Origin of the sequence: Deefgea tanakiae (genome assembly GCF_019665765.1) — a bacterium.
Classification (GTDB): Bacteria; Pseudomonadota; Gammaproteobacteria; order Burkholderiales; family Chitinibacteraceae; genus Deefgea; species Deefgea tanakiae.
In genome coordinates this window covers 628,059-648,741 of the sequence record NZ_CP081150.1, presented here as the reverse complement: position 1 = coordinate 648,741, position 20,683 = coordinate 628,059, and the positions used below count along the sequence as shown (strand labels likewise).

Annotated in this window: 20 protein-coding genes and 1 riboswitch; of the genes, 6 read left to right on the top strand and 14 right to left on the bottom strand. The window is 49.7% G+C overall.

Going from position 1 to position 20,683, the window contains the following annotated elements; genetic code table 11:
• Positions 1 to 39: 39 nt before the first annotated feature.
• Genes K4H28_RS03060 through bioF form a run of 3 tightly spaced genes read right to left on the bottom strand, consistent with a single transcriptional unit; the run spans position 40 to position 2,623 of the window.
• On the bottom strand, positions 40 to 465 hold the full coding sequence (locus tag K4H28_RS03060) for a MerR family transcriptional regulator (RefSeq protein WP_221006942.1): 426 nt from the start codon (positions 463 to 465) through the stop codon (positions 40 to 42).
• Positions 447 to 1,343, bottom strand: a complete 897-nt coding sequence (locus K4H28_RS03055) for a Rossmann-like and DUF2520 domain-containing protein (RefSeq protein ID WP_373312792.1) — start codon at positions 1,341 to 1,343, stop codon at positions 447 to 449. The genes K4H28_RS03060 and K4H28_RS03055 overlap by 19 nt, the downstream gene beginning before the upstream one ends.
• 53 nt (positions 1,344 to 1,396) lie before the next feature.
• A complete protein-coding gene (gene bioF, locus K4H28_RS03050) occupies positions 1,397 to 2,623 on the bottom strand; it encodes an 8-amino-7-oxononanoate synthase (RefSeq protein ID WP_255573604.1) in 1,227 nt (408 codons plus the stop codon).
• Between the two features lie 205 nt (positions 2,624 to 2,828).
• Between bioF and K4H28_RS03045 the strand changes: the two genes are divergently transcribed.
• Positions 2,829 to 4,115 carry a nitronate monooxygenase gene (locus K4H28_RS03045; protein WP_221006940.1) on the top strand — a complete coding sequence of 429 codons (1,287 nt, stop codon included), beginning with the start codon at positions 2,829 to 2,831 and terminating at the stop codon, positions 4,113 to 4,115.
• Between the two features lie 662 nt (positions 4,116 to 4,777).
• Here K4H28_RS03045 and dapA read toward each other — a convergent pair.
• Positions 4,778 to 5,656 carry a 4-hydroxy-tetrahydrodipicolinate synthase gene (gene dapA, locus K4H28_RS03040; protein WP_221006939.1) on the bottom strand — a complete coding sequence of 293 codons (879 nt, stop codon included), beginning with the start codon at positions 5,654 to 5,656 and terminating at the stop codon, positions 4,778 to 4,780.
• Between the two features lie 82 nt (positions 5,657 to 5,738).
• A riboswitch (Lysine riboswitch) is annotated at positions 5,739 to 5,916 on the bottom strand.
• A gap of 82 nt (positions 5,917 to 5,998) precedes the next feature.
• Between dapA and K4H28_RS03035 the strand changes: the two genes are divergently transcribed.
• A complete protein-coding gene (locus tag K4H28_RS03035) occupies positions 5,999 to 6,979 on the top strand; it encodes a type II secretion system F family protein (protein ID WP_221006938.1) in 981 nt (326 codons plus the stop codon).
• 2 nt (positions 6,980 to 6,981) lie between these two features.
• Here K4H28_RS03035 and K4H28_RS03030 read toward each other — a convergent pair whose 3' ends face one another.
• The 5 genes from K4H28_RS03030 to K4H28_RS03010 form a co-directional block, all read right to left on the bottom strand.
• The gene (locus K4H28_RS03030) at positions 6,982 to 7,308 is read right to left on the bottom strand and encodes an AzlD domain-containing protein (protein ID WP_221006937.1); all 327 of its coding nucleotides are present in this window, start codon (positions 7,306 to 7,308) and stop codon (positions 6,982 to 6,984) included.
• Positions 7,308 to 8,003 carry an AzlC family ABC transporter permease gene (locus tag K4H28_RS03025; RefSeq protein WP_221006936.1) on the bottom strand — a complete coding sequence of 232 codons (696 nt, stop codon included), beginning with the start codon at positions 8,001 to 8,003 and terminating at the stop codon, positions 7,308 to 7,310. Before K4H28_RS03025 ends, K4H28_RS03030 begins: the two co-directional genes overlap by 1 nt.
• A gap of 109 nt (positions 8,004 to 8,112) precedes the next feature.
• On the bottom strand, positions 8,113 to 9,303 hold the full coding sequence (locus tag K4H28_RS03020) for a glycoside hydrolase family 18 protein (RefSeq protein ID WP_221006935.1): 1,191 nt from the start codon (positions 9,301 to 9,303) through the stop codon (positions 8,113 to 8,115).
• A 267-nt stretch (positions 9,304 to 9,570) separates the two neighbouring features.
• A complete protein-coding gene (locus K4H28_RS03015; RefSeq protein WP_255573603.1) occupies positions 9,571 to 10,272 on the bottom strand; it encodes a Bax inhibitor-1/YccA family protein in 702 nt (233 codons plus the stop codon).
• A gap of 85 nt (positions 10,273 to 10,357) precedes the next feature.
• On the bottom strand, positions 10,358 to 11,422 hold the full coding sequence (locus tag K4H28_RS03010; RefSeq protein WP_221006934.1) for an enoyl-CoA hydratase/isomerase family protein: 1,065 nt from the start codon (positions 11,420 to 11,422) through the stop codon (positions 10,358 to 10,360).
• A gap of 101 nt (positions 11,423 to 11,523) precedes the next feature.
• Between K4H28_RS03010 and K4H28_RS03005 the strand changes: the two genes are divergently transcribed.
• Positions 11,524 to 12,381, top strand: coding sequence for a lytic transglycosylase domain-containing protein (locus tag K4H28_RS03005; protein WP_221006933.1), 858 nt, complete (start codon positions 11,524 to 11,526; stop codon positions 12,379 to 12,381).
• A 132-nt stretch (positions 12,382 to 12,513) separates the two neighbouring features.
• Here K4H28_RS03005 and K4H28_RS03000 read toward each other — a convergent pair whose 3' ends face one another.
• The 5 genes from K4H28_RS03000 to K4H28_RS02980 form a co-directional block, all read right to left on the bottom strand.
• Positions 12,514 to 12,750, bottom strand: coding sequence for a hypothetical protein (locus K4H28_RS03000; protein ID WP_221006932.1), 237 nt, complete (start codon positions 12,748 to 12,750; stop codon positions 12,514 to 12,516).
• Positions 12,751 to 12,859: 109 nt separating this feature from the next.
• A complete protein-coding gene (locus tag K4H28_RS02995; RefSeq protein WP_221006931.1) occupies positions 12,860 to 13,636 on the bottom strand; it encodes a phytanoyl-CoA dioxygenase family protein in 777 nt (258 codons plus the stop codon).
• 92 nt (positions 13,637 to 13,728) lie between these two features.
• A complete protein-coding gene (locus tag K4H28_RS02990) occupies positions 13,729 to 15,234 on the bottom strand; it encodes an ATP-binding protein (protein ID WP_255573602.1) in 1,506 nt (501 codons plus the stop codon).
• Positions 15,227 to 15,943, bottom strand: a complete 717-nt coding sequence (locus tag K4H28_RS02985) for a response regulator (RefSeq protein ID WP_308443472.1) — start codon at positions 15,941 to 15,943, stop codon at positions 15,227 to 15,229. Before K4H28_RS02985 ends, K4H28_RS02990 begins: the two co-directional genes overlap by 8 nt.
• Before the next feature lie 4 nt (positions 15,944 to 15,947).
• A complete protein-coding gene (locus tag K4H28_RS02980) occupies positions 15,948 to 17,213 on the bottom strand; it encodes an ABC transporter substrate-binding protein (protein ID WP_255573601.1) in 1,266 nt (421 codons plus the stop codon).
• Between the two features lie 347 nt (positions 17,214 to 17,560).
• On the opposite strand from K4H28_RS02980, the gene K4H28_RS02975 reads away from it, so the two are divergent.
• The 3 genes from K4H28_RS02975 (at position 17,561) to K4H28_RS02965 (ending at position 20,667) form a co-directional block, all read left to right on the top strand.
• The gene (locus K4H28_RS02975; RefSeq protein ID WP_221006929.1) at positions 17,561 to 18,808 is read left to right on the top strand and encodes an ABC transporter substrate-binding protein; all 1,248 of its coding nucleotides are present in this window, start codon (positions 17,561 to 17,563) and stop codon (positions 18,806 to 18,808) included.
• Between the two features lie 95 nt (positions 18,809 to 18,903).
• A complete protein-coding gene (locus K4H28_RS02970; RefSeq protein WP_221006928.1) occupies positions 18,904 to 19,818 on the top strand; it encodes a carbohydrate ABC transporter permease in 915 nt (304 codons plus the stop codon).
• 9 nt (positions 19,819 to 19,827) lie between these two features.
• On the top strand, positions 19,828 to 20,667 hold the full coding sequence (locus tag K4H28_RS02965) for a carbohydrate ABC transporter permease (RefSeq protein ID WP_221006927.1): 840 nt from the start codon (positions 19,828 to 19,830) through the stop codon (positions 20,665 to 20,667).
• The last annotated feature ends 16 nt before the right edge of the window (positions 20,668 to 20,683 follow it).

Here is a 20,683-nt window from a genome sequence, read left to right as displayed (position 1 = left end):
AAGAAAAGCATTAGCCTAAGTCTGCCCCTAAGGACAGAGTCAAGTGCTTTGCGCTTCAGCACAAAAAGCATAAAACTTGGCTTGATCTGGGGTAGGTTCGGCAGCCAAAGGCGCGCCGCTGATACATTCATCGATTTCAATATGCATCGCAGTTAAACGTGCTTCTAAACTTTGTAGATGCGCAATTTCTTGGCAAATTGCACTACGCTTGAACTCAATTTGCCGATTCATTTCTTGCCAATTCAACTGACCATCGGCGTCTTTTTGAAATGCAGCAACAAGCTCGTTCAAACGAAAACCCAAGCTTTGTGCCTGCTTAATCCATTGCACCACTTGCACATCTTGCAAGTCATAAATGCGGTAAACGCCTTGCCGCTCGACTTGACCCAGTAAACCCAGGTTTTCATAATGGCGAATGGCTTTGGCGCTGGTGCCACTAAGTTTAGCTAATTCCCCGATGTACACAATGCATGCTCCGCTTGAGTTAAGGCTGTTTTTAATTGGCGAGCCTGCTCAGGCGACACTCTGTCTCCCGCCAAACTCAGCGTTGCCAAACCCATAACACGATATGGTGCCTGTTGATTTTCCCCGACTACTTCCAAGTGCCGCTGAACCGTTCCCGCATCACCGCGCACAATCGGCCCCGTCAACGCCACAGCAGGGCCAAGCGCTTGGATATTATGCAAAGTCTGCTGCATCAGCCCCAATACCAAGCTATTAGCCATCTCCGGGGCAATACCTGCCTGATGTGCAGTTTTCAGCGAGAGATCAGCAAGCGTCACAAGATAGTTTGCTGCCATCGACAGCGCTGCGTGATAAGCGCCTTTACCACCTTCGGCCAAGGCAAACGGCACGCCGCCAATCGCTTGGGCAAATTGATTGAGTAGTTTGCAAGCAGCGGCATTGCCCTCAATCGCGCACGGCGTACCAAAAAACGTCAACACCGCACGCGCGGGATCGGCAAAGGAAAATGCTGGATGCAGGCTGGCAATCAATGCGCCTTGCGCTTGCAGCGGCGCAAGGATATTCGCCTCTAGCGCCCCGCTGGCGTGAAACACCACATCACCTGTCTTCACCACCTGCGCCGCCGCCAACTCCACCGCCACCGCTGCAATCGATGAATCGGGAACGGCCAGCAACCACAAATCTGCAGGCGGCAAATCAGCCAGTTGCAAACACACTTGCCCCGCACCAATAAAAGCCAGCGCCTTGGCGGCCGATTGTTCAGAGCGCGCCAACACGCCACCGATTTGGTATTGCCCAGAATCCACCGCCAAGCGTGCCAAACTTTGCCCCAAGCGACCGGGGCCAATGACATTCAAAGTTTTCATATTTAACCTTATCGATGTATTGCCTTCTAGGCATTATTGATTAATGTCTGCAGTAATATACCTATTTAAGCACTCAAAATCCGCTGCAGCATCTTGCACAGTGCTGCGACTTCCTCATCGGTATGTGCCGCATTGAGCACCACCCGCAGGCGTGGTGTCGGCACGGTCGGTGGGCGAATCGCGGCGACCCAGAATCCGGCGTCAAAGAGTGCTTGCGAGACGGCGACGGCAGTGGCGACATCGGGCAACAAGATCGGCTGAATCGCCGTGCGTGAAGGTAGCAATGCGCAAGTACCTGCCAACGAATCGCGGAAATACGCAATATGGCGATGCAAAGTGTCGCGCCGTGCGCTGTCCGACTCAATCACGTCCAAACTCGCGTGCATCGCTGCAGCAATCATGGGTGGTGCAGCAGTGGTATAGATATATGGCTTGGCAGTATTAATCAGATAGTCAATGACCACTTGCTCTGCAGCAATATACGCCCCTGCAACGCCCGCCGCTTTTCCCAAAGTCGCCATATAGATAATACGAGGTGACGATAAACCTAACTCGGCCAAAGTGCCACGCCCGTCGCCCAGCACGCCAAAACCATGCGCATCGTCGATGTACAGCAGCGCATCATACGATTCGGCCAGTGCGAGCATTTCCGCCAGCGGCGCGATGTCGCCGTCCATGCTAAATACGGCGTCGACGATAATCATTTTGCGTTTGGCTGTACTCGCTGCGAGCAAACGTTCCAGCGCGGCCACATCGCTATGGGCAAAGCGTTTGACGTCGGCGCGCGACAAAGCCATCGCATCATTGAGCGAGGCGTGATTGGTTTTATCGGCAAAGACCGCGTCACCGCGACCGACTAAACCCGTTACCACCGCCAAATTAGCCATATAGCCCGTCGATAAGGTGATCGCCGCGGGTTTTCCCGCCCACGCCGCGAGGCGATCTTCAAGCGCTTGCTCGATGGCAAAATGCCCTGCGACCAAATGCGAAGCGCCACTGCCGACGCCCCAGCGCACTGCGCCCGCCTGCGCAGCGGCGACGACACTTGGATGATTGGCCAAACCCAAATAATCGTTGCTGCAAAAATTGAGTAATTCGCGCCCATCCACCGTAACGCGCGCGCCTTGCGGCGAATCTAATACCCGCCGTGTTCGGTACAAGTGATTGGCTTTCCGCTCGGCCAAATCAGCGGCTAACTCTTGAAACAGGCTAGGCTCACTCATGAATTCATCCACATAAATCGTTGCCGCCATTCTAAATTGATTTAGCTGGCGCTGCGAAATACTCGGCAAGGCTTACCTCAAAAGAAATAAAGTGGTCTCTTTTAGTGAGTAAATTGAAAGTCATGGTGAAATTCACCCGGCTGCTGCGGCATTTTATTGCTTATTGTCATCATTGACACGAGCCAAACCCCCCTATTCCAAGTTATCATTCGGCATTCAAAAATTTACTAATCATTAAGTCCGCTAAAACCGGATTTATGAATGGATTGATCTAATGAAGCGTGTTGATGATTTTCGTTTGAAGTTTTCTACAGCAAGTGATGCAGCAGAATACGTGCCTATCATGATCGGTGGCATGGGCGTAGATATTTCCACCGCCGATTTGGCACTGGAAGCCTGCCGCTTGGGCGGCATTGGCCATATTTCCGATGCGATGATTAATACCGTTACCGATCGCCGTTACAACACCAAACACGTCAAAGACAAGCTCAAGCAATACAAATTCAACGTCGCCAATTCTGACAAAGCCGTGGTGCAGTTCGACCTAAAACAGCTTGAAGAAGCAACGCGCCTGCACGTTGAAGCAACGATGAAACGCAAGCAAGGCAACGGTCTGATCTTCATCAACTGCATGGAAAAGTTGACGATGAATGGCCCGAAAGAAACCATCCGCGTTCGCATGAACGCAGCACTCGATGCAGGTATCGACGGCATTACCCTGGCTGCGGGTCTGCACTTGGGTTCGTTTGCACTGATTCAAGATCATCCACGTTTTCATGAAGCCAAGCTGGGCATCATCGTTTCATCGGTTCGTGCTTTGCAGTTGTTCATCAAAAAATCGGCGCGTAGCAATCGCCTACCTGATTATGTGGTCGTTGAAGGCCCGCTCGCAGGCGGTCATTTGGGTTTTGGCATGGACTGGGCCGATTTCAAACTCGAAGACATCGTGGCCGAAGTCATCGCGTGGATCAAAGAGCAAGGCTACGACAATATGCCGGTGATCGCTGCGGGTGGCGTATTTACGGGATCGGATGCTGTTCAATACTTAGAAATGGGCTGCGGCGGTGTACAAGTTGCAACGCGCTTTACCGTGACGAAAGAATGTGGCTTGCCGGATGATGTGAAGCAAGAATATTACAAAGCTTCTGAAGACATCATCGAAGTGAATCAAATTTCGCCAACGGGCTACCCGATGCGCATGATGAAAAACACGCCAGCGATTGGCTCAGGCATTCGCCCGAACTGCGAAGCCTACGGCTACTTGCTCGATGCCAATGGCGGCTGCGCGTATATCAATGCGTACAATAAAGTCATCGAAGAAAATCCAACTGCGAAAAAGATTTCTGAGATTCATGTGTATGACAAAACCTGTCTGTGCACGCACATGCGCAACTTTGATTGCTGGACTTGTGGGCATTACACCTATCGCTTGAAAGACACCACCAATGTATTGCCAGACGGCCGTTACCAGTTATTGACAGCCGAACACGTGTTCAAAGACTATCAATTCAGTACCGATAACCAAATCGCGATTCCAGAACTCGACGAAACTGCGGTTTAATTAGCTCCAAATCAAATAAACCCGCTTTCGAGCGGGTTTATTTTTGTCTGGAAAACGTATGGCTTGGTGGAAATATCTAATTATCATCTAAAACACTACTACTTATGCCTAACAACATCACTCATTCGACAAGCAAATCATATGTCTGAACCCAACTTATTCCGTGCCATTCGAATTGTAAGCGCGATATTGTGCCTGCTACTTGGACTTCGTGTTGCCATCTCACTACCCAATTCATCAGTGTCAATATTGCGCTTATTTTTAATCGTTATTCCTCTTTTAATTGCCGCGGGCTTAATTCGGAAACTGAATTGGTCTAGAATTCCCGCCGAACTTTGCCTCACTTTTATCTGCTTTTTAATTTCGGCCTATTTTTTCCCATCACCAGACGCAAGAAATACCGATTCTTTGCAGTATATCTTTGTTCACTTATCGCCATTGATAACTGCGCTAATTCATCTTCTATTATGGTCGCCATTTTTAGCGATGGCTTATATCATCAGCAATGGCGAGCGCTTCTATAAAAAGCAGTGGTGGTAAAAGCATCGAGCTTTGAGACCATTAGACTCAAAAATTGGAAGTTAACCCCAACCTCTTAGAAATGTATTGCCATCCAGCCCTTATAAAATAAAGCCTAGACATAAATACCTACTAGTAATCAATTAGACCAGCGCAGCAAGTTGCTGATCTTTCGCCAAGATCGGCGCTAAAGATGGCAAATCTTCAGCGCACAGTGGCAAACGTAATTCGTTCGATGCAATGCGACCTTGGTAATGCAAAATTGCTTTAGTCGGAATCGGGCTTGGTGCGATGAACAGCGTTTCCGATGCCAAGCGAAGTGCATCGCCAATCGCTTCACCGGCCAAACCTTGCTTAACCCAGCGCGCCACTTGCTGCGGCCACACATTACTGGCCACCGAAACCAAACCCGCCGCACCCAAGGCTGCGTGCTCAGCAAACAACACATCGTCACCCGAATACCACGCAATTTGTGGATACGCTGCTTTCAACTCAGCAAATCGCGCCGCGTTGCCGCCCGATTCTTTAACCGCCCAAAAATTCGCATGACCGAGCAAACCAACAATCGCGCCTTCCGCTAATGGCACACCAGCACGCGATGGGATGTTGTACAACATACAAGGTTTGCTGACCGCGTTGAGCAATGCTTCAAACCAGCGGCGTTGACCATTGGCGCCCGGTTTGGCGTAAATCGGCGTGACCAATAAATAACTCGACACGGGCTGCGTTTCACAGAAAGCCAGCCATTCGAGCTGACTCGGTAAATCCAAGCCGCCCACGCCGACCATCAACGGAATTAATAAATTCAAACTACAGGCGTGTTCAACCACCGCTTGGCGCTCGGCAACGCTGAGATTGCTACCTTCACCGGTTGAGCCAAGCAACACCACGCCATTGCCAGCGGATTTTTGCTCACGTAGCAACTCAGTAAAGGTGGCGAAGTCGATTGCGCCGTCAGCCAACATCGGCGTAATAATCGCAGTCCACAAGGTGGTATTTTGAGGGGCTAGTACAGAAGTCATGATGTTCTCCAATTTAAAAGACGATTGGAGAGAGGAAAAGTGCGGTCATAACGCGGCTGCACAATGCATGCCAAGAAGAGTCATGACCCAGAGCACTCCAGTTGCATAAGCAACTGACAGTCCAGAGGATTTAGCCTCTGCAACCAGCGTTCACGGAAATCACGTCCGTCAACACTTCGGCCTTGCTCCCCCTCGTATTGCTTCGTCGGAACATGATTTCCTCAGCAATACTACTTGGGCAAGGCGCCTCTCTTGTCGTTCAAACCGTATTGCAACTGAATGACGATGCATTGTCAACCGCCACCCTCGCCTTTACGCCGCAGATCGGCAATACTTCAGTCCATGAAAAGCAAATCCACTCTTCCTTGGCAAGTCCGCGCCGAACTCTTTTCGCAGTTAGCGGCCTTAGAACGCGCGGGATTAGCAACGGGTCATGCATTGGCCACCATCAACTTGCCGGCGTGTTACCAGCCTCATTTAGAATCCATGCGCAAAGCACTCACGCGTGGAAAAACCATTGCGCAAGCTGGCGCACAAGCTGGAATTTTTAACTCACTCGAAACCGCGCTGATTGCCGCCGCTTGCCAAGCCGGTAGCCCAGCCGCTACCTATACACGTTTAGCAGAGCAAGCCGCGCTGCACGCACGTTTAAGTAAACAAATTCGTGCCAAATTGGCTCTACCCGCGCTGATGTTGGTACTCGGATTATTGATCAATCCATTACCTGCACTCATCATGGGCACCCTCAGTGCTGGCGGCTATTTATTGGGCATCATAATGCCACTTGCTGCTATTGCTGCAATGTATCTGCTTGGAAACATCATATTCAAAAGCATTGAGACCGATACATCCTCTGACATCACAAGAGTACTATTGCAAACCCCTGTCTTTGGTGCTTGGTATTTGCGCAGCAAACAACGTGATTTTGTTGATAGCCTCGCGCTACTACTACACGCGGGCGTATCGATGTTTGAAGCAATCCCCATCGCGCAATCGACAATCCACAGCGCCTATCTAGAAACACAATGCAAGCCACTACTGCGGCAATTACAACGTGGGCAAAGCCTTACCGAAGCACTCAGCTTTGTGCCATGGCTGGCGGATGCAACACTAATCGCAATGGTCAAAACTGGCGAGACCAGCGGAACATTACCCGAAATGTTACAACGCTACGCGGCAAATCTCAGCGCTGATCTAGAACATACCGCCACACAATTCGCAGCATGGCTACCCCGAATTATTTATGTGTTGATTGCTGGCTGGATGGCATGGGGAATTATCGGCAGTGGTGCATTTATGCCGCAAGTGCCGACGGATTTATAGAATTAAAAATTTAGGGTCAACAATCTAAATAAATAATACACCGCCATTCCCACAGCAATCCCGAGCATCAGTTTTTTGCTGCGCCAGACAATCAGGCCTGTCGCAATCGCTCCGGCAAGTTGCGGGCTGAGCCATTGCCATTCGTTGCGTGGGATGAAAATCTCCGGCACGATAATCGCCGTTAATACCGCGACGGGCACATAAGCTGCGGCTTGGCGCAGTTTGGGCGGGAAACGCTCGCCGACACCGGGCAGAAAAAATGATACCCGCAAACCATAGGTCACCACAGCCATGCCAAGCAATAAAAGCAATGCATATAGTATATCCATCAAGCCTTTTCCCTAAAATGCATAGCAGCCGATACGCCAAATAACACAGCCAAAAGCAAACCCAATTTATACGGTAAAGCATGCGCCAGCAGTGCTGTAGCGCCTGCGACCACCGCACAAATAACTTGCGCACGCGTCACCAATAATGGCACCACAATTCCGGTAAACGTCGCCACCATTGCAAACTCCAAGCCCCAATGTTGCAACTCTGGAATATTCTGCCCGAGCACAATGCCAAGCGCGGTAAAACTGACCCAAGTCGTGTAATTGACCAGTCCAGATCCGAACATCACCGCATCGAGCGGCGCAATCTGCTGGCTGGCGGCGCTTTGTACCACGGCAAAAGTCTCGTCGGTCAGGAAAAAAGCCAAGGCTGCGCGGCGTAGAAATGGCTGATGCGAAAACGGTAATTGCAAGGTGGCGCTGTACAGCGCGTGGCGCAGATTGACAATCAGCGTGGTGAAAATAATCACGGGTAGCGCCGCACCCGCCGCAAGCAAACTGAGCGCCAGAAATTGGCTCGATCCCGCATAGACCAGCACCGACATCGCCAACGCGGCCCAAGGCGGCAAGCCCGCAGGCCCGGCGAGCGTGCCAAAAATCAAAGCAAACGGCGCAACGCCCATTTGCAGCGGTAAGGTTTCTAGAGCGCCGATTTTAAAGGCTTGCCCAAAAGTAGCAGTCGATGAAGTCATCCCCACATCGTATTGGAATAAATTAATTCTGACTAGCGTCAATCCAAAAGCTGACAGCCATAAAAATGGGCGCTCAAAGCGCCCAAATGTATACACCGAAGGAAAACTGTTATTTCTTGCCCTTCAAATTTTGGCTCAAGCTATTGAGTAAAGTGAAATCGGCATCGTCCTGAGTGATCTCCCAAATCATCACGCCACCGAGTTTATTGGCTTTCACAAATTTCACTTTTTCGGCCAAAGAAATCGGATCGTCATAAGTGAGTAGTTCTTTTTTACCCGCGTGGTACATATACGGCGCGTTACCTGCTTCTTTGCTCCGATACGCTTTCCAGCCACTCGCTTTAGCATAACGCGTTTGGAAATCGCCCCACGTTGCCACGCCCTGCTCAGCTTCGTCTTTTAAGCCGGGCCCCGACATCGGCTGAACTAAACCATCGCCTTTTTCGCCAGCGGCTACGCCACCCAAGCCACGCACATAAAACGGCACGCCCAGCACCAGCTGAGCGGGTTTTGCGCCTTGGGCAATGAAGTACTCAACCGCCTTGCTCGTCGAGAGCACATTACCATCGGGATCACCGGGAACAGCGTGCAAGCTGGCTTGCAAGGTCGATGTTTTACTCCAACCGCCAGCACGGTCATATGCCATCAAATTCACCCAGTCGAGCAGTGGCAGCGCTGACTTCATGTCATACCCGCCCATCACCCAGCCTCCGTTATTGGCGGGCACGGCAACAGTCAAGAAATACGTTTTTTTATCTGCCTTGCCTGCCGCATCTAAGCCCTTGCGCAAATCACGCAACAGGCTCACCCAGTTTTGAAAATCGGCTGGTGACGCGTCCGCCGCGTAATCGCCGCCAGTGACTGGATGCTCCCAATCTAAGTCCAAACCCACGCATTGCGAATCGCGCATAATGCCAATTGCGGATTGAACCAACTTATTACGCCCTGCTTCGGTGCGCGCCACTTTGGCGATATTGCGCGAGCCAGTCCAACCACCAATCGCCCACATACAATTAAAATCTGGGTTCACTTTTTTGGCTTTGGCAAACTGCGCCTTCCATAAGTCAGCACCTGCCTTTGTCGCCGCGGGAATAAACGCATTGCCATCTGGGCTGACTTCAATAAACGACAAGATACCAACGTCGAGCTGAGCGAGTTGCGGCCCGACTTTGGCGACCACCCCCGCATCGCGCCAAGTGGGCAGATAAGAAATCAGTTTTTCGGTGGCCAGTGCTGTCGTTGGTGACAACAAACAGGGTAATGCGAGTGCAGCTAGACAAGTTGAAAATTTGGTGCTCATAACAGTCTCCTCAGTGATCTTAAATGATCAGCATTTTTAAGTAATACGAGAAGTATATCCCGCTAGATAAATACTATAAATGCATAGCTAAGCATACTGTATGAGATATACCACGACACATCCATCGAGATGAAATGCTATTCCTCATCTGGGGAAAACTCACTTTAGTCGCACTTCCGACCCATTTCCCTCGATGCTCAAGTACGCGCCAACAATAAAAAACGCCACCGTAATCGGTGGCGTTTTTATTCAAATCGAACTAATAGCTTAATCGCGGCTATTACCGGTAAAGGCCATGATGATGTGGAGCAAGCTCACAAATACATTGTAGATATTGAGGTACAAACTCAATGTCGCGCTGATGTAATTGGTTTCACCACCGTTCACGATACGACTTACATCGTACAAGATGTAGGCAGAGCAAATCATCAAGATCACTGCAGAGATTGCGAGTGAAAGCGCTGGGATCGCGAAGAAAATATTCGCTACCGCAGCCAGCAATGCAATCACCAAACCGATAAACAAGAATTTACCCATAAAGGAAAAGTCTTTTTTCGTTACCGTTGCGATGGTCGCTAGCGTGAAGAAAATCGCCGCAGTACCAATCGCAGCCATACCGATCATTTCTGCGCCATTGCTAAACTTCATAGCCGATTGCAAGATTTGGCTGAGCCACAGGCCCATAAAGCCGGTGTAACCCAAGAGCAAAAACACGCCAGCACTGCTTTCTTTGGTTTTCTCAATCGCGTAAAACGCGCCGAAACTCACCAGCATAAACAAGCCAAAACCCATAAAACCGCTCACGCGGAAATTGAGCGACATACCGAGCAATGCGCCCGCTGCCGTTGGCAACATCGTTAAAGCCAACAAGAAGTAGGTATTGCGTAAAACTTGGTTGCGTTCTGCAGCCAGTGCGCCGCTATTGTATGCGACTGAATTTTGATTAAATTGGTTAAACGATTGCATCATGAACCTCCCTGTATGATTCGTGGTCGTACTGTATCACCAGCTATGAGAGTATCAAAGCAAAAAAGTTTCCTGCTTTCAATAAAATTCAGTTAAAAAACATTGGAAAAGCTGATGTCAGTTTTCCGTGATCCAATCGCATGAGATCCGTCTGCTGCCAACGCGGTGTACTGTTGCGATCAATCAGCGTCGCATAAATGCCCGCACGAAAGTCGCCATAGCGTAAACACGCCGCGCTAACTTGCGTTTCCAGTTGCACCGTCTCAGGAAAACTCAGCGTTTTACAGTGCTGCTGTAACGTCCACGCCAGCCAGAGTGAAGTCGGCGACGCTTTATGAATCCGCTCGCCAGCGTGCGCCAACCAAGGGTCGCTCGACAGAGTCAGAGCACGTAATTGTATACAGCGCTCCTGAACGCTACCCCCGTTGTCATCCTGTAACACGTCTTCATGCGCAGCCAAATGCGAAGAAGCAGCCAGTGGCGCCGACGCCTGCGCTAAAAAATCGCTCAATAGCTCAGCATCGCTACTGTTTCCCAGCCAAGGTAAAGCGGCTAATCCTGCAAGCACACCATGCCGCGTGGCATCGGGCAAGGCCCATTGCGCAGCGCCAGTGAGCAGCGCGTCGGCCGCATTGATCGCAGCCCCGGACAGCGCCAAAAATTGCCCATACCCCGCCAACTCAGACAACCAACGACTCGCCGCCACATCAGGAAATAAACCAATCGCCGTTTCTGGCATCGCCAATTTGCTCGATTCTGTCACCACCCGATGACTTGCCGCCGAAAATAATCCCCAACCTCCGCCCATCACAATGCCATGTCCCCACGCCAACACTGGCTTAGGATACTCACGAATCATTTGGCATAGCGCGTATTCTTCGGCAAAAAAAGCATCGCCCTGCGCGATTTGATCTGGCTCTGTCATCGCTTCATACAGTGCTTTTAGATCACCGCCAGCGCAAAAGCCTCTCTCTCCTGCCCCTATCAATACAACGGCGACCACATCCTCTCGCGCATGCCATTGCTGCAAAGCCTGCACCATCTGCCGCACCATGCTCAAATTTTGTGCGTTGATCCGCTCTGGCGCTGACAAGGCCAAAATCCCGATTTGCATTTCATGCTTCACTGGCATCAATCGAACGTGGATCGTCATTCAAGCTCCTTGAGTGAGCAGCCATTAATCAGGCCAATTATCTGCATTTTGCTAATTGAGCCTATGCTGAAAATGGCTGCTCAGCCATTAGGAAAACCGCCATGCTCGTTGAATTGTTCACTGCCACACTCAGCCTTGGCGCCATGCCTACAAATGCGGATCACAGCGCGCAATGGACTGCGCAACTCGCCAGCGCAGCCAAGCAAGAAGCCCGCAATCCATGGACTGCGGCAGTTTTATATTGCCAAGCAGCAAGACACGGCGTTACCGAAGCACAGTATCGCCTTGCGATGCTGTACGCGTTTGGCCTAGGCGTACCAGAAGATCGCGCAGCGGCCGCCACTTTGTTTTCAGTCGCTGCCGAGCAAGGCCATTATGAATCACAGAAAATGCTCGAAACCATCCGCATCAGCGCCCATCGTTTGCCCGCCTGCGTGGAATCCAATACCAACCCAGCCCCCGCACCACTGCCGCCACCGATTGATATCAAGCTGTTTAATGCGAATCAAAAAATGGTTGCCAAAATCATCACCAAAGTCGCCGCATGGCATGGCGTTGATCCGAATTTTGCACTTAGCATTGCCAAAGTGGAATCAGGCTTGAACGCGCATGCGATCTCTCCAAAATCTGCGATGGGCGTGATGCAACTGATACCCGATACGGCCGAGCGTTTTAATGTCAAAGATGTGTTTAATGTCAGTCAGAATGTGAAAGGTGGCGTGCGCTATTTACGCTGGTTACTCGATCGTTACCAAGGCAATGTCGCGCTGGTGGCGGCCAGTTATAACGCTGGCGAAGGCAAAGTGGATCGCTATCGCGGCATTCCACCCTATCCAGAAACGCGGCAATACGTCAAACGCGTGATGGTGCTGTATCCCTATGCTGTCCACCAAACCGAAAGTGACCACTATCGCGATATCAATGCTTTTCCTGATCAGAAAGCAGCAAGGAAAAAATGAATGGGTATATTTCTAAAGCACTTATTAAACAATGCTTATATCAATATACCCATCTAAACAACTAAAGAATATCAAGCACTCCAACCACAGCCATTACCCTTCAGGATGGCACGGATTGCGACTCAGCAAGATTTAATTTTCGTCCTGATCCCATGCGTCTTGAGTCGCTTCAGCATCCGCTTTGGCCTTGGCGATTTCTTTGCGTTGACGGCTGGCATCGCCCAATACCGTGTCGTAATGTAGCCGTTGCTCATCGGTCATTTCATTCTTAATTTTTTCCAATTGCTCCGCACCTTGATACGCAGCTAAGGGTTCCAAACTTTGAATTTTCTCAATCAGTGACGTAAATAATTCAGGGCTAATCGGCATCGCATGAACTCCACTCAATGAAAGGGCAAAAGACCTACCACAATCTAGCCTAGTGTTTATGCCGAAGCATTTGGCTTCAACATTCAATCAATAGGTGATGCCACGCAATTTAGCAAACAATGCCCGCTTGCGCTGCAGATCGACTATTGGTCAATGGTAGATTGTCACTTGCATGGTAACTCATCACCAGCGAATATTTGGTGGCCGTCGTTTTATTGCGACTGGCGGCGTGGAAGGTTCGCGCATCAAACAGCACCACATCACCTGCGGCCAAAGTTGGAAATTCAGCTTTACTCACCCAAGGCATTGCCTCTGAATGAGTGGGCAGTAAGAACTCGCGTTCATCAAAGGCCGACTCTGGTAATTGCGCGGTTTGCGAACGCGGAATAAAGCCCAGTCCACCATTTTCAGGGCTTTCTACACCCAAGGCGAGCCAGCATGAAACCAGCTCAGGCCGAGTAAAACGCCAATAACGCAAGTCACGATGCCACAAGGTATCGCTGCTAAAGCTCGGCTGTTTGGTCATCAAACTATTGTGGTGAACTTGCGTTAAAGTAATGCTGTCGCTCGATAACAAAGCCCGCATGATGTCGATCAGCGCAGCATCTCTTGCCCAATCCATAAAAATTGGCGAGCGAGCGACCATGCCACGTAAACGACGTATCGTTTGCCCGCCTTGGGCGTCAGTTGAAGTTGGCGCGCCCGGATAGGCCAAACTGGCTTCTAATTCAAGCGGCTCTTCACGCGCTTGTAAACACGCCATAGCCGCATCACGGATCACCGCGATTTGTTCTGCTGTCGCAAACGAGCGCAGCACCAGCACGCCTTGCTCGGCAAAAGCAGTACGGAGAGCATTTATATCAATGGGGTGCGAAAATTCAAGCACGGCAATCGCTCAATAAAAGTCAGCAAGATAAGGATTGTACTGGATGTAGCACCACAAAGAGCTAGAGGATTTTGCTAACATGCGGCGCAAACTCAATCTTGCGGTAGCGTAATCATCGCTTGTAAACCGCCATCAGGATGATTACTCAAATCGAGCACACCGCCATGCGCTTGAATAATATTACGAGCAATGCCTAATCCCAAACCGTGACCATGACTATTGCTATGCCGGCCATGCTCAAGTCGTACATAAGGATCAAACAAGGTCGACAGCGCCTCCTCGGGAACACCAGGCCCGTGATCGCGCACAATAATCACGACTTTACCAACGCCTTCAAGTACCGAGATCTCGACTTTTTTACCGTAAAACAAAGCGTTATCAATCAAATTACTCAGCGCCCGCTTCAAGGCTAAGGGCTTGGCCATCACCCACAAACCACAGCGGCTATAGGCAATTTCGTGCCCCGCCATACGAGCGTCTTTCACCATACGGCCTAACATCGCATCAAGCCGGATCCGAGTCCGATTCTCATGGATGTCACTGTCTTTCACGCTTTGCAACGCACCTTTGACCATCATATCGAGTTCATCAAGGTCTTCATGAAACTCAACCCGCAAATCTTCATCATCGAGCATTTCGGTGCGTAGCTTTAAGCGCGTAATGGGGGTGCGTAAATCGTGTGAAATCGCAGTAAATAGCTTTTCGCGATCTTCTAAATAGCGCTGAATCCGTTCGCGCATCGCGCCGAACGCATGTGCGGTGCGGATAAACTCTTCACTGCCTTCGGCGGGTAAATGCGGCGATTCACCCTTGCCAAACGCCTCGGCGGCTTCGGATAGCGCGGCTAGCGGTCGGGTAATCCATCGCACCACCACCCAACTCAACAGCAGTACCGTAATCAAAGTGGCAAATTGCAACAGCCAGCGCTCAGGTGGCATTGGATTACTGTTATCGAGAAAATAAGGATCTGGCATCAACGTGGCCAAATACAACCAGTGCCCGGGTTCGATTTCGGTTTGAATCACCAATACGGGTGCTGGGCGCGGCTCCATCAATAAGGTATTTTTGACCCAGTGATCGGGTAGTTGCGCCACCGTCATGCCATCACTGGCGACCGCCAACTCATTAGGCCAAGCAAAGTTAATCTTTACATCACCCAAACGCGGTAACTCTTGCTCGAAAACATGACGTATTACCTTCACCACCTTTTCTGGCAATGGGTTGGATAAGATACTCTTTACCTCAATTGGGCTGTCATTCACATTCACAAAGAAACGCGTGCCGCCCATTTCACGCAATTGCTGAATGACTAAGGGCCGATAATTCGGTGGCAAACTTTGGAAAAACTGCACCGCACTCGCCGCACCACGTGCGATATGATCGGCCGCAGCCGAGACTTCTTGCTCCGACTTATTTTGTAGATAATTCGCCCAAATGGCATTGCCAATCAACTGCGAAGTCAAAACACCAATCGTCATCACCCACAAAAGCCGCGACAATAAACGCGACGGCAGGATGCGCTCTAACCAATGCGGTGTGCTCATCACACGCGCACGTTGGCCTAGGGAGCGAATCCACTGCCATGCCGCATTAAACATGACTAATCGTTACCTCGGCTGACAATACATAACCCGCGCCACGCACGGTTTTGATCAAGTTTGGATGTTTGCCGTCGTCTTCCAAACGCTGACGAAGGCGGCTGACTTGCACATCTAAGGAGCGATCGAGTGGACCTGCATCGCGGCCACGCGTTTCTTCGGCCAATTGGCTGCGATCCAAGATTTGTCCCGGATGCTCCAAAAACATTTTTAATAATTGGAAATCAAGTCCCGTCAATTTAACCACTTCACCGTCGGGCGAAATCAACACCCGCTCTACGGTATCTAAAGTAAAGCCGACAAATCGATAATAACGACCGCCCGTCGTAGGGCCTTCGATACCCGTGCGACGATGAATCGCTTTAATCCGCGCCAGCAACTCTCGTGGATTGTAGGGTTTGGCAATGTAATCATCGGCGCCCAATTCGAGCCCCACAATTCGATCTGTCTCATCCGAGCTGGCTGTCAACATCACAATCGGCACATTGCTATTTTTACGAACCGTTTGACACAGCGCAAAGCCATCGGTATCGGGCAACATGACGTCTAAAATCACCAAACTGAGTTCGTCTTTATAACGCTCAAATTCGCTCAAAAAGGTTTCGCCATCGGGGGCCAGACGCACATCATATTGATTGCGTTCCAAATACGCCTTGAGCAAAGTACGCGTTTTTAAGTCATCATCAACAATTAAAATCTTGCGGTTCATTCCATTAATCCTCTTTCCGATTCAATGCGCGCACCATCGCCGCCAAGCGTTGCTGTGTTTCAGCTACTGAAATTTTTTCATCTAAATAAAATGCTTGAATCTGTTTCACCATCGCGTCTTTAAACGTATCGTCTGCCGCCATACGATGCACCAAACTCGGCGCTTGGTAAGCCGTACCTCTCCCAAAGGCACGCCAAGAATTTTTACCACAACTATCTAAACTAGCGATGTCGATGTCTTTGCGCACCGGCACTGAGCCTTTGAGTTTGCTGTAGCCTAACTGCACGGCTGGCGAGACAATAATTTGCGCAAAGCGCTCTTGGTTGAATTGCTTGCTGTAATCACCCGCAAACATCACCATCGTATCGACACTATATAAATGCGTGTTGTCGGTATTGGGTACGGCCACACAAGCAAAGTCGACATCGACACTCAGCCCTTGTGCCATTAATTCACCCTTCATCCAATCGCCCATCACCACCATCGCTGCATGGCCACTGGCAAATTGCCGTGACACATCAGTCCATGGCAAATCAGGACCTGATTTAGCCGTATAGCTGCGTAATTGCCGCAAGCGAGTTAAAGCTTGCCCAAATTTTGGGTCTAAATACGCTTGCGGATTTCGGGTCACAAACAGTTCTCGATAAAATTTCACATCCGATTCGGCCAGCACCAGCGTTTCAAATAAAGTCGCCACCTGCCATGCTTCATTGCTTTGCGCCAAGGGCGTAATACCAACCGCCTGCAATTGCAAAGCGACCCGCTTAAATTCCAAAAAATTATGCGGTGGCTTTAAGCCCAAACGATCAAACAGCTTTTTGTTATAAAACAGCGTATTAATTCGGTGAATGCCTAAAGGCACCGCCACGGTGTGCTGGCGATGCGTCACCAATTGCCAAATCGTCGGGAACATCTGGCTTTGCCAGCGCCCTGCAGCATTGTCTAACTCCAAAATCAAACCCAATTCCGCCCATTCACTAACAGCTGGGCCAATCAATTGCGCTACCGACGGCGGATTGCCCGATAAAACGCGGCTTTTCAGTACTTTCATCGCGCCCAAACCGGCTCCACCAGGAATCGCCGCATCGCGCCACTCGATATTTTCTTCGGCTAATTTAATTCGCAAAAAATCAGCCGCGCGCCGCTCACTGAGCGACGTCCACCAGTGCAACACATCCAGCGATTCACTGGCATGTAGTGTCGCTGAAAACAGCAACAGAATCAGCCCTATCGTCGAGTATTGTAGATTTTTTACTTTTGATTCAAACACCTGTCGCAATTCTCCATGAATTATCTCGACTATATCGTAAGCATGCATCGGAAATTGTAATAAATCATTTCATTTTATCGCGTACTACAAATTGCCCCAATTAGGGCGTTACACAGCATACGCTTTATTAAATAGCGATTGCAGCGAATTTTTGAGCCCCAGCCCGTGAATATTTGTAACAGCCCAAGCCTATAAAAAATTGATGTAGCTCAATAAATTCAACAACATATGCCAAAAACAGGGCTGTTTTTGTAGTCGCTAGTGTCACACATACAGCGGTGATAATTTAATTGCACCGAGACGCAGATCACGGCATAGCAAGCACATTCACTTGAGGATATATCGAAATGCATACTGTTTTAAAAGCACGTCATCTATTACTTGCCTCGCTACTTGCAGCAGGCACCGCTTCAGCTGGCACCGTGACCATTGAATCATGGCGCGTTGATGATAAAACGCTTTGGGAAGAAGTTTTGATTCCTGCATTCCAAAAAAAGAATCCAGGCATTCAAATTAAATTTTCCCCAACCGCGCCAACTGAATACGACTCAAGCTTGACCGCTCGCCTCACTGGCGGCACCGCAGGTGATTTGATTACTTGCCGCCCATTCGATGTATCACTCAATCTATTCAAAAAAGGCCATCTCGAAAAACTCGATGGCAAAGCAGGCATGGAACACTTCCCTGCTTCGGCCAAAGTGGCATGGCAAACGGATGATGGCAAAACCGCCTTCTGCATGCCAATGGCTTCAGTGATCCATGGCTTTTTCTACAACAAAAAAATGTTTAAAGAGCTAGGCATTCAAGTTCCAAAAACTCAGCCTGAATTCTATGCCGCGATGGAAAAAATCAAAGCGGCAGGCAAAACGCCAATCGCTTTAGGTACTGCGGATCAATGGGAATCTAATCAAACTGTCTTTACCAATATCGGTCCTAATGACTGGAAAGGCGAAGAAGGCCGTAAAGCTTTAATCGCGGGCAAAGCCAAATTTACTGATCCACAATTTGTTGCCGCCTGGACACAAATGAGCAAATGGACGCCGTTGATGGGCAAAGGCGCATCGGCACAAACCTACGCCGACAGCCAAAATATGTTCGCGATGGGCAAAGCCGGTGTATATCCAGCGGGTAGTTGGGATATTGGCTACTTTAATAAAGAAGGCATGGACTTCGGTGCATTCCCACCACCAGTGGCTAAATCCGGCGACCAATGCTACATCTCTGACCACACTGACATCGGTATGGGCGTGAATCCAAAAGCCAAAAACAAAGCGGAAGCCTACAAATTCTTGGCTTGGCTCGGTTCACAAGAATTTGCCGATCTTTATACCAATAAAGTCACTGGCTTTTTCTCGCTCTCAAATCATTTGATTTCAGTCCAAGACCCAGTGGCTAAGCAAATGCTCGATTGGCGCAAAACGTGCAAATCAACCATCCGCTTGAATGCACAAATCTTGAACCGTGGCGAACCCGCAATGGAAAACGCATTGTGGAATGTGAGCTCGCAAGTATTGAACGGCAAAATGACGCCAAAAGATGCTGCAGCGCAAATTCAAGCTGGCTTTGAAAAATCACGCGCCAACGCAGCTAAATAAGTTCTCCCTCCACTCACCTTGGTGAGCTTAACCGGCGGCTTGCCGCCGGTTTTTTTACCTCAGCCCGCTACGGCCCCCTTTTACTTGGAGCTTTGATGATGAAACGCCTACCTTGGCATATCGTCTTATTTCTTGCGCCTGCAGTGCTGATTTATTCAGTCTTTAGTGCATTACCGTTAATTGATACTTTGCGTCTCGGGTTTTATACCAGCAACGATGCAGGCCAGCACAGTTTTGTTGGACTCAGTAATTACCTCACCATCCTGACCGATCCGGCTTGGTCCACTTCGTTTTGGAATGCGATGGCTAATAACTTTAAATTTTTCTTAATCCACCTTTTGGTGCAAAACCCAATTGGGTTGATCTTGGCGACCTTTTTATCGCTCAAAGGGCTTAAATTTGCGCGGCAATATCGCACTTTTATTTTCCTACCAACACTGCTGTCGGTCGTGATTATTGGCTTTATTTGGCAACTGATTTTATCGCCACTGTGGGGCGTATCAGAAGGCCTGATGGCGAAAGTCGGTCTAGAGGAGTATTTCTCTCCATGGCTTGGTGAAGAAGGCTCAGCACTAATTACCCTCGCTTTAATCTCAGTTTGGCAATTCGTCGGCATTCCGATGATGCTGATTTACGCCGCACTACTCGCAGTCCCAGAAGACATCATCGAGGCGGCCTATGTTGAAGGCGCATCAAGCTGGCGTATTTTCTGGGAAATCAAACTCCCACTGATTTTGCCAACACTAGGCTTGGTGACGATTCTGACTTATGTCGGCAACTTTAATGCGTTTGATTTGATTTACTCAGTGAAAGGCGCGATCGCAGGCCCGAACTACAGTACCGATATTTTAGGCACGCTGTTTTACCGCACCTTCTTTGGCTACCAAAGCCAAATCGGCAGCCCAACGATGGGCGCGGCAGTGGCGACGTTGATGTTCCTCGTTATTTTATGCGGCGTGGGTGCTTACTTTTACTTCGTTCAGCGCAAGCTGACTCGTTACGAACTTTAAAGGGGATTGATGATGAAAAAAGTCACCAAACCACTCTCCGCTGCTGGCGTGCATTTCATGCTCGGCGGTTACACGCTACTGGCCTTGTTTCCGATTGTTTTAATTTTAATTAACTCATTCAAAACCAAAGCGGCGATTTTTGATAATCCGCTGGCTTTTCCGACCGCTGAAACCTTCTTTATCGGCGGCTTTGAGCGCGTCATCGCCAAATCGCATTTCATGCTGTATTTCGGCAATAGCCTCACCGTCACGCTGGTCTCATTGGCCTTGATTTTGCTCTTTGGCGCAATGGCGGCTTGGGCGCTGTCGGAATACAAATTCCGTGGTAACCGAATCCTCGCCATCTACATGATGATCGGGATCATGGTGCCGATTCGTTTGGGCACGGTGTCGATTTTGGAGTTGATTGTTCAGCTCAATCTCATCAACACGCTCACCGCGCTGATTCTGGTCTACACCGCGCAAGGCTTGCCGTTGGCGGTGATGATTTTGAGCGAATTTATCGCGCAGATTCCGAAGGAACTCAAAGAAGCAGCGCGCTGTGATGGCGTCGGCGAATTCAAGATTTTCTTTCAAGTGATCTTGCCGCTCATTCGCCCTGCCGTTGCCACCGTCGCCGTGTTTACGATGATTCCAGTGTGGAACGATTTGTGGTTCCCGCTGATTTTAGCGCCAGGCGAAGAAACTCAAACCGTCACCTTGGGCGTACAGCAATTTATTGGTCAATACGTGACCGACTGGAATGCCGTGCTGGCCAGCTTGAGCTTGGCCGTGATTCCGGTGTTGATTTTGTACACCTTCTTCTCGCGCCAACTGATTCGCGGCCTGACTTCAGGCGCAGTTAAATAATAGGTATTTACACCTA